Here is a 12,999-nt window from a genome sequence, read left to right as displayed (position 1 = left end):
TCAGAGGCAGCTTGGCGACCTCGGCCACCGTGATGCTGCGGCGGTGGCGCGGCACGAGCGGACTGTCGGCAGGCAGGAGCACGAACAGCTCCTCATCGAGCAGCGGAATCGCGTCGAGCTTGGACGACACGTCATTGTTGAACAGGATGGCCAGGTCGAGCTGTCCAAGCCGCATCATGTGAGCGATGTGGCCGCTCATTCCCTCGACGACGTTGAGAAGAATACCCGGATATTTGGCGCGGATGCATTTGGTGAGCGGCAGCCCGATGGCGAGTACGGTCGTCGCGGGCAAGCCGACCGAGACCATGCCGCTGACCTCTGCCGAATCCTGGCGGGCAATCGACAGCGCATGATCGAGCTGGCGCAGCATGAAACGCGCGTGATGGTACAGCGCAAGGCCGTTCTCGGTCGGGATCACGCCGCGCGAGGAGCGCTGCAGCAAGGGCCTGCCCACTTCCTCCTCGAGCTTTGCGATCTGCTGGCTCAGTGCGGGCTGCGCAACGAACAGGCAGCGCGACGCCTTCGACAGGCTGCCGCTCTCGACGATCTGGGCGAAGTAGCGCAACTGACGCAAATCCATGAGCGGGCACGCACCACCGGGGAGGAACAAGACGTTTCAGCCAGGCTATATGCTCAGCTTATGGCGACCAATCCAAAACAGTATTTTTGCTAATGTCAATTTCTCTCTAAGGACGAGGTCAACAGCTGAGAAAGCCCTTGGGAGGAGCCAGACGATGGTGGACGCCGCGGTTCAAAGACAGGCCCCGGCTGGCCTGCCCTCCTGCCGGCTCCTGATCGACGGCGAATGGGTGAATGGCCTGCACACCGTCGCCGTGCTCGACAAATTCCGCCTGCTGCCGGTGATGTCCGCGCATCTGCCCGACCGCGAGCAGGTCCGCGCCTGCGTTGCCGCCGCCGAGCGGGCGTTCCGAGCTAACGCACTGACGCCCTATGATCGCGGCGTCATCCTCGATCGTGCCGCGGTCGAGCTCGAGAAGCGTGCGTCGGAAGTGGTGGAGGTGCTGCGTCAGGAGGCGGGCTTTCCACGCCGCGATGCGATGGGCGAGTTGCAGCGCTGCGCGACGACGTTTCGGCTCTCCGCCGAGGAGGCGCGGCGGCTGGCCGGCGATATCGTGCCGATGGAAGGGGCGGCAGGCCAGAAGGGCCGGATCGGCTTCACCATCCGCGTGCCGCTCGGTGTCGTGGTTGCGATCACGCCGTTCAATGCCCCGCTCAACACGGTGGCGCACAAGGTGGCGCCCGCGCTGGCCGCCGGGAATGCCGTGGTGCTGAAGCCGTCGCTGCACACCCCGATGACGTCCTGCATCATGGCGGAGTGCCTGATCGCCGCGGGTCTGCCATCGGGTCTGATGTCGGTGCTGCATGGTGACGGCGAGGTCGCCGATTGGCTGATGACCGAAGCCGCCGTGAAGTTCTTCGCCTTCACGGGCAGCACGGAGATCGGCCGCATCATCCAGGGCAAAGCGGGACTTCGTCGCACGCAGATGGAGCTCGGCTCGATTTCCCACTGCGTGATCTGTGAGGACGCGGACCTCGATGCTGCGCTGCCAAAGGTGGTGAATGCCGGCTTCCGCAAGGCCGGCCAGGTCTGCACATCGATCCAGGTGCTGCTGGTGCAGCGTTCGCTGATCGGGCAGGTCGAACAGAGACTTTCAGAACTCGTCGCCGGGCTGCCCTATGGCGATCCCGGGGAGGACGACACCGTGGTCGGTCCCGTCGTCAGCGAGGCCGCCGCGCAGCGCATCGAGTCGTGGATCGGGCTGGCCGAGCAGAGCGGCGCGCGGCGCCTGGTCGGCGGCGCGCGGGTGGGCGCCGTGGTACCTCCCACGCTGCTGACGAATGTCGACAGGGCGACGCCGCTCGGCTGCCAGGAAGTGTTCGGGCCGGTGATGTGCATCGCGCCGTTCGATCGGCTGGACGAGGCGATCGCACGCGTCAACGACACGCCCTATGGGCTTGCCACGGGCATCTTCACGAAGCGCCTGGACAAGGCTCTGCAGGCCGCGCGGCAGTTGCAGGTCGGTGGCGTTCACATCAACGAGACTCCGAGCTCTCGCGTGGACCTCATGCCCTATGGCGGCTCCAAGGACTCCGGTTTCGGTCGCGAAGGGCCGCATTACGCTATCCGCGAAATGAGCGAAGAGCGTATCGTGACGATCCTCGCATGACGCGGACCGTCAGCTGACAAGGATCTGACCATGACCAAGATGAAGGGCGGCGAAGTCATCGCCGAATATCTCGTCAAGCAGAAGGTGCCCTTCGTGATCGGCATCTGCGGCCACGGCAACGTCGGCATCCTTGACGCGCTCTACCAGGTGCGTGATCGCGTCAAGCTGGTCTCGCCCCGCCATGAGCAATGCGCCGGCCACATGGCCGACGCCTATTTCCGTGTCAAGCACAGTCCGGTCGCGACCCTGACTTCGACCGGGCCCGGCTCGGCCAACATGGTGATGTCGCTCGCGACCGCATTGTCGGACTCGTCGAGCTTCCTTGCGATCACCGCCAATGTTCCGACGTCGCAGGCCAATCGGGCGCCGTTCCAGGAGCTTTATGCGCACAACCAGGCTGATTTCGCTCAGGTGCTGCGCCCGGTGGTGAAACGTTCCTTCCAGCCGAGCCGCGTCGACATGCTGCCGCTGGCGCTGCGCCAAGCCTTCGACACCATGGTCACGGGACGTCCCGGCCCGGTCAATCTCGACATTCCGTACAACGTCTTCCAGGAGGAGGCCGACGTCGAGCTGCCGCCGCTGTCACATGTTCATGGCAGTCATCGGCCGAGCGCGAGCGAGGCCGACCTCGCCAAGGCGCTCGACCTGATCGAAGCCGCCAGGCGACCGGTGTTCTTCATCGGGCAGGGCACGACGCTCTCCGAGGCCGGCCCCGAGATCAGCGCGCTGCAGAGCCGCTACGGCATTCCGGTCATCACCTCGCCCAACGGCATGGGCTGCGTGCCGGCGGACGATCCGTTGACGCTGGGCTTCATCGGCCGCAACGGCGCCTATCCCGCCAACCAGGCCGGTCGTCATGCCGATCTCGTGCTGTGCATCGGAACGCGTTTCGACGATCGCTCGTCCTCGAGCTGGCATCAGGGCTATTCCTGGAATTTCCCCGCGACCAGGCTGCTGCAGGTCGACATCGACCCCGCGGAACTCGGCCGCAACTATCCGCCGACGCTCGGCATCATCGCCGACGCCAAGACCTTCGCCGGGCAACTGCTCGTGGCGCTGGAGCGCCGCCCCGCGATTCGCCGCGAGAACTTCGCGGCGTGGCGCGACGAGATCGGGACCTGGAAGGCGGAGTGGGAGAGCTTCGTCCGGCCGCATTTCAGCGCCGACACCACGCCGATCCGGCCGGAATACGTGGTCGCCGCGCTGCAGGACGTGCTGCCGGACGACGTCATTCTCTCGCTCGACTCCGGTGTGCACCACAACTGGTTCATGCAGTTCTGGCAGCCGAAGCGGCCGCAGAGCATGATGAACAGCTGGGGCTTCTCGTCGATGGGGTTCGGTGTCTGCGGCGTGCTCGGCGCACAGCTGGCGGCGCCCGATCGGCCCTGCGTCGCGGTGGTCGGCGACGGCGGCTTCATGATGGCGCCGTACGTCGTCGCCACGGCCGTCGAATATGACCTGCCGTGCATCTGGATCGTTTGGAACAACTTTGCCTGGAGCGCGATCCGCGACCTGCAATACGGCCTTTTCGAGGGCCGCGAGCTCGGCACCGCGTTCTATCGCGGCAATCAGGGGCCCGGCGGGGATCGCTACAATCCGGACTTCGCAGCCTGGGCGCGCGCCTGCGGCGCCGACGGCGTGACGGTGACCCGCAGCGCCGACCTGCGCGGCGCCGTCGAGACCGCGATCAAGAACCGCCGGCCCTGCGTGATCGATCTGCATGTCGATGCCGAGGTGCGCCCGCCATCGACCGGCACCTGGGAGCTGCCGCCGATCCCATTCAAGGAGCCGGTGTTCGGCAAGCCTTACAGACGCGACTGACGAGACAAAACAAAGACAACGACATCGAGAGGGAGGAGCACCATGTTGAAGCGTGATCTGAACCGGCGATCTTTCATGCGCGCGTCGGCCGGCGTGGCCGCCGCATCCGTGCTCGGCGTCAACGGCACCGCGCGCGCCCAGGCCGACGGGCCGGTCCGCATCGGCATGATCTATGCCAAGCAGGGGCCGGGCGCCTCGATCGGTGAATATCTGCAGCGCGGCAGCTCGCTTGCGGTCGAGCAGGCCGGCGGCAAGGTGCTGGGACGCCCGATCGAGCTGGTCTGGCTGGACGAGCCCAATCCTCAGGTGTCGCAGCAGAACATGCAGCGGCTCGTCGACGAGAGCAAGGTCGTCGCCGTGGTCGGCGGCAACTACTCGTCCTCGGCGCTCGCCATGATGAGCGTCGCCAATCGCGAGAAGGTGCCGCTGATCCTGACCGGCGCCGCGGCCAGCGAGATCACCGGCAAGAGCTGCAGCAAGTATACGTTCCGCACCCAGGCGACCGTGCCGGTTCAGATGGCCGGCCTGATGCCCTACGTCTCCAGTATCGGCAAGAAGGTCTATTTCATCACGGCATCATATGCCTTCGGACAGGACATCCTGCGCGCGTCGCGCGCGCTGTTGAAGCAGGTCGGAGCCGCCGAGGTCGGAGTCGACGAGGTGCCGATCAACACCGCGGACTACAGCTCCTACATCCTCAAGATCCGCCAGGCCAAGCCCGACGTGATCGTCGGCGGCCTGGTGGGCGGCGACTTCTCCAACTTCCTGAAGCAGTGGAACGAGATGGGGATGAAGGACAAGATCCCCTATGCGGCGGTCGCCGTCACCGACACCGATTTCTGGGATGTCGGGCCGCAGGCCTCGACCGGCATCTACATCAAGCCCTGGTACTACAACAATCCCAAGAACACGGCCGCAGAGCAGAAGCTGATCGAGGACTTCAAGAAGAAGTACAATCAGCCGCCGTCGGACAAGACGTGGTCGGGCTGGATCGGGATGCGGGCGCTGCTGGAATCGATCGAGGCGGCGAAGTCGACCGAGTCCGCTCAGATCGTGGCGCATCTCGAGCAGTGGAAGAACACCGAGGGTGAGTTTCCGTTCTTCTTTCGCGATTTTGACCATCAGTTGGTGCGCCCTGCCGTCATCGTCCAGGTCAAGAAGCAGATCACCGACAAGTTCGACTATTTCGACGTGCTGAAGAACACGTCGGCGACCGCGGACGAGACCGCGAAAGCGTTCGGTACCAAGGAAGATATCGGCTGCAGCATGCCCTCGCTGTGAGGCGGCGGCCCGGTTCTATGGCGCATTGACAGGCTCGAACGATGCTCGACACTCTCGTCTCCCAGGCGGCCAACGGGCTGGTGCTCGGCTTCATCTACGTGCTGATCGCCGTCGGCCTGTCGATCACCTTCGGCCTGCTCGGCGTCATCAACTTCGCGCATGGTGCCTTCTTCGCGCTCGGGGCCTACGTGGCGTGGCAGCTGTTCCAGCTGTTCGGCTGGAGCGCGGTGATCCTGGCGCCGCCCTTGGTCGGGCTGATCGGCATGGCCGTGGAGGTGACGATCATCCGCCGCCTCTACGGCAAGGAGCCGCTGCTCAGCCTGATCGTGACCTTCGCTCTGGCGCTCCTGATCGAAGCGGTGATCCGCTATGTCTGGGGCGCAGACGGCAAGCCGTTCAATCCGCCGCCGGCCTTCGCGGGCATCGTCGAAGCCGGCCCGTTGCTGATCACCCGATATCGCGTGGCGGTGCTGGGTGCGACAACAGCGACTTTGCTCGGGCTGTGGGGCTTCCTGGCGTTCACGCCCTATGGCCGGATCCTTCGCGCCGGCAGCCGGGATCCGGAGATGGTGGAATTGCTCGGCATCAATCTGCCGCGGGTGCTCACCGCGGTGTTCGGGCTCGGCTGCATGCTGGCGGCGATCGCCGGCGTGCTCGCGGCGCCGCTGTGGACGGTGTCGCCGTCGATGGCCGCCAATGCGGTGATGCCGGCCTTCGTGATCGTCGCCATCGGCGGCCTCGGCTCCTTTCGGGGCGCCGTGGTCGCCGGGCTCGCGGTCGGCATCGTGACCTCGCTGACCATCCAGTTCTGGCCCGAGGCGGCCGCGGCATCGATGTATGCCCTGATGTTCGCGATCATGCTGCTGCGGCCACGCGGGCTGTTCGGCGAGCGCTGGGAGCGTTTCGAATGACGACCACCAAGCCCGTTCTGCAGCGACTGGCGGGGCATCCGGTACTGGTGGCCGGCGTGATGCTGCTCCTTGCCTCCGGCATCGCGCTCGCCGTGGGCATGCCGATCCACCGCGTGACCCAGATCGCGATCTACACGCTGTACGGCGCCGAGGTGAACTTCCTGATCGGCTATCTCGGCCTGGTGCCGTTCGGCGCCTCCTTCTTCTTCGGCTGCGCGAGCTATGCGCTGGTCATCGGCCTGGGCTTCATGCCGGGTGCCAACGAGATTGCCGGCATGGCGATCGCGGTGGTGTTTTCGCTGCTGCTGGCGCTGATCGTCGGCGCCATCATCCTGCGCCGGCGCGGGCTCTACTTCTCGCTATTGACGTTGGCGTGCTCGCAGATCGCCTTCGAGATTGCGTTCAAATGGACCTCGGTGACCGGAGGGGAGAACGGGCTGCAGAACGTTGCGCGCCCCCTGTTTCGCTCCGCGCTTGCCTTCCACGGCTTCACGCTCGTCGTGGTGATCGGTTGCTTGTGGATGCTGTGGCGGCTGGCGCATGCGCCGTTCGGCCGGCTCATGCAGGCGCTGCGCGACAACGAACAGCGGGTCGCAAGCCTGGGCTTCGACACCTACCGCACCAAGCTGATCGCGCTCGTGATTGCCGGCGGCGGCATCGGCGTCGCCGGCGGATTGATGGCGCTGCTGCTGCAGGGCGTCTACGCCAACAATCTGAACTGGGAGCATGCCGGAGATCCGGTGCTGATGGCGGCACTCGGCGGCGTGCATCATTTCCTGGGGCCGTTGTGGGGCGCCATCGTCTTCATCGTCCTGGAAGACCGGCTCAGCGCCGTCACCGAGAACTGGTGGCTGATCTTCGCCCCGATCATCATCGCCTTCGCGCTGCTGTCACATGAAGGCATCCACGGCATCTTCCAGCGTGTCGCCGGCCGCAGCCGCTGGACCCTGACGCGCGACGTCATTCCAACACGGCCGCGCGACATCGTTCCCTATGCGCCGGATCGCGCACGCCAGGCTGCAGCAACGGCCTCGCAGGTGCCGATCCTTGCGATCCGCAACTTGTCCAAGCATTTCGGTTCGATCGTGACCCAGAACGACGTGTCGTTCGAGATGAGCCGGACCGGCCTGCACAGCCTGATCGGCCCTAACGGCGCCGGCAAGACCACGTTGTTCAATCTGCTGACCGGTGTGCTCCGGGCCAATGCCGGCACCATCCTGTTCGAGGGCGCGCCGATCGATCAGCTCCCGCCCTACAAGCGCGCACGGCTGGGGATCGCCCGCTCGTTCCAGATCCTGAGCGTCTTTCCGAATCTGACCGCGTTCGAGAACGTGCGCATCGCGGTCCAGGCTGCCAACCGGCAATGGACGGGCTTGTGGCGCGACGCCTATGACGACGAGGCTGCAAACGCCAAAGTATGGTCGCTGCTTGATGCCGTCGGTCTTTCCGATCGCGCCGCCGAGCAATGCTCCTCGCTGGCGCATGGCGAGAAGCGGCTGCTCGAGATCGCGGTGTCGCTTGCGATCGATGCCAAGCTCCTGCTGCTCGACGAGCCGCTCGCCGGCCTGGCCGAGTCGGACCGCAAGGTCGTCGGCGCGCTGATCATGCGGCTGGCGAAGTCCCATGCCGTGCTGCTGATCGAGCATGACATCGACCGCGTGCTGGCCATGTCCGACCGCATCACGGTGCTGCACCAGGGGCGGCTGATCGCCGACGGCAAGCCCGCGGACGTTGCGGCCCATCCGGAAGTCGTCACGGCCTATCTCGGCACGGCCCATGGCCAAGTCGCGGCGGTTTCGCCGCGGGCGACCAATGTGACGCCACTGCCGGGCAGCGCCGCCGCCGAGCCTCTGCTCAGGCTCGAGGGGGTGCGTGCCGGCTACGGCGGCGGCACCGTCCTCGACGGGCTCGACCTCGCCGTGCGGCCGGGCGAAGTGGTGGCGCTGCTGGGTCGCAACGGCGTCGGCAAGACCACCGCGCTGCGGGCCATTACGGGCACGGTGCCGGTGAGCGGCGGCTACATCACGTTCGACGGCCGGGAGCTCAACCGGCTGCGGCCGGACGAGATCAACCGGCTCGGCATTTCGCTCGTACCGGAGGGACGCCGGCTGTTTCCGAACCTGACCGTGCAGGAGAACCTCAAGCTCGCGACCCGCACCGGCGGCGCGTCGCTCGATGACGTGTTCGATCTGTTCCCGAAGCTGCGCAGCCTGCACAAGGCGCGCGCGGAAAATCTCTCCGGCGGCGAGCGGCAGATGGTGGCGATAGCCCGCGCCTTGATGGTGCCGAGCCGGCTGATTCTGCTCGACGAGCCGTTCGAGGGCCTGGCGCCCGCCGTGGTGCAGGAGGTCCGCGATGCCGTCTCCAAACTGAGGTCGCGCGCGAGCCTCGTCATCGTGGAGCATCATGCCGAGAGCGTGCTGGCGCTGGCAGACCGCGCCTATGTGCTGGTGAACGGCCGCGTGGCCCATGTCGGTGACGCCGCCGCGCTCGCGGCGGATCACGAACTGCAGGGGCGCTTGCTCGGCATCACCCAGGCCTCTGACACAGTACAACGCGCGGCCAACGGCACATGAGCATCACAGGCTCGCGACTCACCGGCGTCTGCTCGCTGGCGCGAGCTGAATTTTCCTGAGGAGATGAGACATGACGATCGTCGTACCCGGACCGGCGGCCTTTGCGAATGCCGCGAAAGAGAAGATCGCGGCCACGCGCAATCTCGCGGAGATATTCTGGACCCAATATCCTGGCCATTACAATCAGGCGCTGTCGAAGGCGATCGTGACGCCGGACACCACCGGCAGCCGGTTCTTCGACTACCGCATCTCGTCCTACGAGCCGGGCGCGCATGTCGAGAGCCATTCCCACAAGGTGCAGGAGCAGATCTATCACGTGCTGTCGGGCGAAGGCATCCTGATCCTCGACGGCGAGCGCCGTCTGGTCCGCGCCAACGACGTCACCTACATCCCGCCGGGCGTCGTGCACGAATTCCACTGCACCGGCAACGACCCGCTGCTGTTCCTCGTCATCACCAGCCCGCCGACCGACGAAGAGCCGGCGCCGCGGTGAGGGGCCGGGCATGACCGCGAGCAAGACCATTCTGGTCACCGGCGCCTGCGGCTGGCTCGGAACGGCGATCGTGCAGGCGTTGCTCGCGCGCGGCGATCGCGTCGTCGCCATCGACCTCGCGGTCTCCCAGGCGATGGCCCTGCAGGCGTCGCGCCAGCCGCGGCTCGTCACCGCCGCGGTCGATCTCGGCGAATGGCACGCGGTGCTGCGCACAGTGCAGACGCTTCGTCCCGACGCAGTCATCCACGCCGCCGCCGTGGTCGGCGTGGTTCAGGCCGCGGATATCCCGCTGAAGGCCCTGCGGGTCAACGTCGAGGGCACGATCAACCTGTTCGAGGCGATGCGGCTCTCCGGCGTCCGCCGCGTCGTGCATCTGTCGACCGAGGAGACCTATGGCGACTTCCAGTCCGCCGTGATCGACGAGGAGCACCCGCAGAAGCCGACCAGCGTCTACGGTCTGACGAAGCTCGCAGCCGAGCACTATGGTCGGGTGTATTCCCGCGACCACGGCCTCGAATGCATCAACGTCCGGACCTGCTGGGTCTACGGACCGCATCTGCCGCGCCTGCGCATGCCGCGGACCTTCATCGAGGCCGCGCTGCGTGGCGAGCCGTTCCATCAGCCGGATGGCGGCAATCTCGCCGTCGACCAGGTCTATATCGACGACACCGTGGCCGGCGTGTTGCTCGCGCTGGACAAGCGGCAGCACCGGTTCGACGCCTACAATGTCGCGACCGGCGTCGCACCGACGCTGCGTGACACCGCCGACGCGGTCAATCGCGCCATTCCCGGCGCGCAGATCACGGTCGGCGACACCGGTCCGTATCATCACGGCGGCCGGGTGCTGAGCGCGGCCAAGGGCGCGCTCGACATCAGCCGCGCGCGGACCGAACTCGGCTATCAGCCGCGCTTCGACCTGCAGACGGGCATCGAGGCCACCATCGCGGCGACGCGCGCCGCGATGGCGAAGACATCGGCGTGAGACCGGTTGCGACGGTGCGCCTCGCCAATCGACGTCAACATTCAAGGAAGCCACAATGACCAGCTCTGCTCCGATCGTCCTCATTTTCGGCGGCTCCCGCGGCATCGGCGCCGCCTGCACGCAGGCGTTCGCCGATGCCGGCTGGCAGGTGGCCTCGACCTACGCGACCAGCCCGGCGGACAACGGGCCCGGCAAGCAGTACAGGGTCGACATCCGCGATGCCGCCTCGGTCGCGCAGGTCTTCGCGCAGCTTGCCGCCGACCTCGGTGCGGCGCCGCAGGCCGTCATTGCCAATGCGGGCATCAACGTGCCGGCTGGTCCGCTCGCGAGCTTCAAGCCGGAGGACTTCCGGCTGCTGATGGAGGTGAACGTCATGGGTGCCTTCAACGTGCTCGCGGAAGCGGCACGGCGCGTGCGCGACGGCGGCGCCATCGTCGCGATCACGACGTCGCTGGTCCGCCATGCGGTGCCGGGCACCGGGCCGTATGCGGCGACCAAGGCCGCGGTCGAAAGCCTGGTGCGCTCGATGGCGAAGGAGCTTTCGGCGCGCGGCGTCCGCGTCAATGCGGTGGCGCCCGGTCCGGTGGACACCGATCTCTTCAATGCCGGCAAGACCGAGGAGGCCAAGCAGCGCATGGCGGCGTTCAGCCCGTTCAACCGCATCGGCAAGCCGGGCGAGATCGCGGACGTCGTCCGCTTCCTGGCGTCCGGCGAGGCCTCGTGGATCCAGGGACAGATCGTGCAGCCCAACGGCGGCATGGTGTGAGCATGACGGCGGCGGCGCACGATGGCGAGACGTTCGATGTCGTGGTCGTCGGGGCCGGCGCGGGCGGCATGACCGCGGCGACGATCGCCGCCGCCGACGGCTGCTCGGTGCTGTTGCTGGAGCAGGCCGAATTCATCGGCGGCACCACCGCCATCTCCGGCGGCATGGTCTGGATTCCCGCCAATCACAAGGCGGCCGCGGAGGGGCGCGCGGATACGCTGGAGGCGGCGCGCGCATATTTGGCGCGGACGGTGCCAGGGCAGGACCGCACGCGGCTCGAGACGTTCCTGGCGTTCGGCGACGAAGCCTTGCGCGACCTCGAGGCCCGCACGGCGCTGCGGCTGCAGCCGGTACCGACCTATCCGGACTATTATCCCGACCTGCCCGGTGCCACCGCGGGAGGCAGGGTGCTGGAGCCGCGGCCCTTCGATGCCCGCGGCCTCGGCGACGCCTTTGCGCTGCTGCGCGACCCGCTGCCGGAGTTCATGCTGTTCGGCGGCATGATGATCAGCCGCCAGGATATCCCGCATCTGCGCCGCGCCGGCCGTTCGCTGCGCTCGGCCCTGCATGCCGGCAGGCTGCTCGCGCACTATGGCCTGCAGCGGCTCACGGCGCGGCGTGGCACGACGCTCTATCTCGGCAATGCGCTGGCGGCGCGGCTGCTGCGCTCGGCGCTCGATCATGGCGTCGTCATCCGTACCGGCGCCTCCGTGCAGCAGCTTCAGGCGGACGCGCAGGGCAGGGTTGGCAGACTCGAAATCGTCGGCCGTTGCGGCCGCTCTTGGATCAGCGCGAGGCGCGGCGTCGTGCTCGCGACCGGCGGGCTGTCGCATGATGCCGAACTGCGCGGCCGCTACGTGCCGCAGGCCGCTGGCCTGCTGTCGGCCACCGTCGATCCGGGCGCCGCCCCGCGCGGCGCGCGGCTGGCCGCAGCACTGGGCGCGTCCCTGTCGCCGCCGACGGAGGACGGCGCATTCTGGGTGCCGGCCTCGACATTCACGCGGGCCGACGGCAGCCGTGGAGTCTTCCCGCACACGGTCACGGACCGCGCCAAGCCGGGCCTGATCGCGGTCGATGCGAGCGGTCGCCGCTTCGTCAACGAGGCGGTGTCCTACCATGAGTTCGTGCGCGCGCAGCTTCAGCACGCCGCGGCCGTTCCTGCCTGGCTGATCTGCGATCGCCGCTTCTTGTGGAAATACGGTCTCGGCAAGATCAAGCCGTTCAGGCGCAATGTCGCTGATGACGTCGCCGCCGGCTATCTCAAGCGGGCCGGCAGTCTGGACGCGCTCGCCGAGATGATCGGCGTGCCGGCTGTGGCATTGACGGCGACCGTCGCGGAATTCAACGCCCATGCGGTTCACGGCGAGGATCCCGCCTTCGGCCGCGGCGGCAACATCTATCAGCGCGCGCTCGGCGACGCCGATCAACGTCCCAACCCCTGCGTTGCGCCGATCGTGCAGCCGCCTTTCCATGCCGTCGCGGTCTATCCGGCCGACCTCGGCATGTCTGCGGGCCTCGTCACCGATCCGCGCGGGCGCGTATTGCGCGCGGATGGCTCGCCGATTGCCGGCCTATTCGCCTGCGGCAACGACATGGCTTCGATCATGGAAGGGGCCTATCCCGGGCCCGGCATCACCTTGGGGCCGGCACTGGTCTTCGGCTGGCTCGTCGGCCGGCATGTCGCCGGCGCGAATGTCTGACGGCGCCACTGGGGTCCGGGCTCTGACGCCAGAGCGTCGCGGCTGTGCGTGGCGTTGCCGAGCCCCGCTGTTTGATCCGCACCGCGGCGAAGCGTTTCCGGCGAAGCCGCTTGGCGCAGCCGCGCGTTCGAGTCCGACGCGCTCGCCTGAGATGCGCTTTGCTCCCAATTCATCCTCTCAACAGCCCTCGCGCTCGCCGCAGCTGATACTCACAGGTCCGCAATCCCGCGGCCCGATTCGGCCCGAGCTCTGCTGTATGCGCGTGTCCCATCGATTGAGA

The 12,999-nt window shown here is 67.1% G+C and carries 10 protein-coding genes; 9 read left to right on the top strand and 1 reads right to left on the bottom strand.

From position 1 onward, the window contains the following. Positions 1-580, bottom strand: a 580-nt coding sequence (locus BRAS3809_RS13330; protein ID WP_035656250.1) for a LysR family transcriptional regulator, incomplete at its 3' end; no start/stop codon positions are given. Between the two features lie 154 nt (positions 581-734). On the opposite strand from BRAS3809_RS13330, the gene BRAS3809_RS13325 reads away from it, so the two are divergent. From BRAS3809_RS13325 to BRAS3809_RS13285, 9 genes are all read left to right on the top strand, one after another. Next, positions 735-2,189 (top strand): aldehyde dehydrogenase family protein, encoded by a 1,455-nt coding sequence (locus BRAS3809_RS13325; protein ID WP_008962622.1) that lies wholly within the window; start codon positions 735-737, stop codon positions 2,187-2,189. A 30-nt stretch (positions 2,190-2,219) separates the two neighbouring features. Then, a complete protein-coding gene (locus BRAS3809_RS13320; protein ID WP_008962621.1) occupies positions 2,220-4,010 on the top strand; it encodes a thiamine pyrophosphate-binding protein in 1,791 nt (596 codons plus the stop codon). 42 nt (positions 4,011-4,052) lie between these two features. Next, complete coding sequence (locus BRAS3809_RS13315) at positions 4,053-5,291, top strand: ABC transporter substrate-binding protein (protein ID WP_008962620.1); 1,239 nt, start codon at positions 4,053-4,055, stop codon at positions 5,289-5,291. 41 nt (positions 5,292-5,332) lie between these two features. Then, positions 5,333-6,202: a branched-chain amino acid ABC transporter permease gene (locus BRAS3809_RS13310; protein ID WP_008962619.1), complete on the top strand. Its 870-nt coding sequence runs from the start codon at positions 5,333-5,335 to the stop codon at positions 6,200-6,202. Further along, entirely contained in the window at positions 6,199-8,778 is a 2,580-nt protein-coding gene (locus BRAS3809_RS13305) for a branched-chain amino acid ABC transporter ATP-binding protein/permease (protein ID WP_008962618.1), read from the top strand. Before BRAS3809_RS13310 ends, BRAS3809_RS13305 begins: the two co-directional genes overlap by 4 nt. Positions 8,779-8,848: 70 nt before the next feature. Then, on the top strand, positions 8,849-9,271 hold the full coding sequence (locus BRAS3809_RS13300) for a cupin domain-containing protein (RefSeq protein WP_008962617.1): 423 nt from the start codon (positions 8,849-8,851) through the stop codon (positions 9,269-9,271). Between the two features lie 10 nt (positions 9,272-9,281). After that, positions 9,282-10,253: an NAD-dependent epimerase/dehydratase family protein gene (locus BRAS3809_RS13295; RefSeq protein WP_008962616.1), complete on the top strand. Its 972-nt coding sequence runs from the start codon at positions 9,282-9,284 to the stop codon at positions 10,251-10,253. 55 nt (positions 10,254-10,308) lie between these two features. Beyond that, positions 10,309-11,019: an SDR family NAD(P)-dependent oxidoreductase gene (locus BRAS3809_RS13290; protein WP_008962615.1), complete on the top strand. Its 711-nt coding sequence runs from the start codon at positions 10,309-10,311 to the stop codon at positions 11,017-11,019. Between the two features lie 2 nt (positions 11,020-11,021). Continuing rightward, positions 11,022-12,719, top strand: a complete 1,698-nt coding sequence (locus BRAS3809_RS13285; protein ID WP_008962614.1) for an FAD-dependent oxidoreductase — start codon at positions 11,022-11,024, stop codon at positions 12,717-12,719. Positions 12,720-12,999: the final 280 nt, after the last annotated feature.

Source organism: Bradyrhizobium sp. STM 3809, assembly GCF_000239795.1.
Taxonomy (GTDB): Bacteria; Pseudomonadota; Alphaproteobacteria; order Rhizobiales; family Xanthobacteraceae; genus Bradyrhizobium.
Note: the sequence above shows the minus strand (reverse complement) of the source record. Positions and strands in the feature narration are given on the sequence as shown.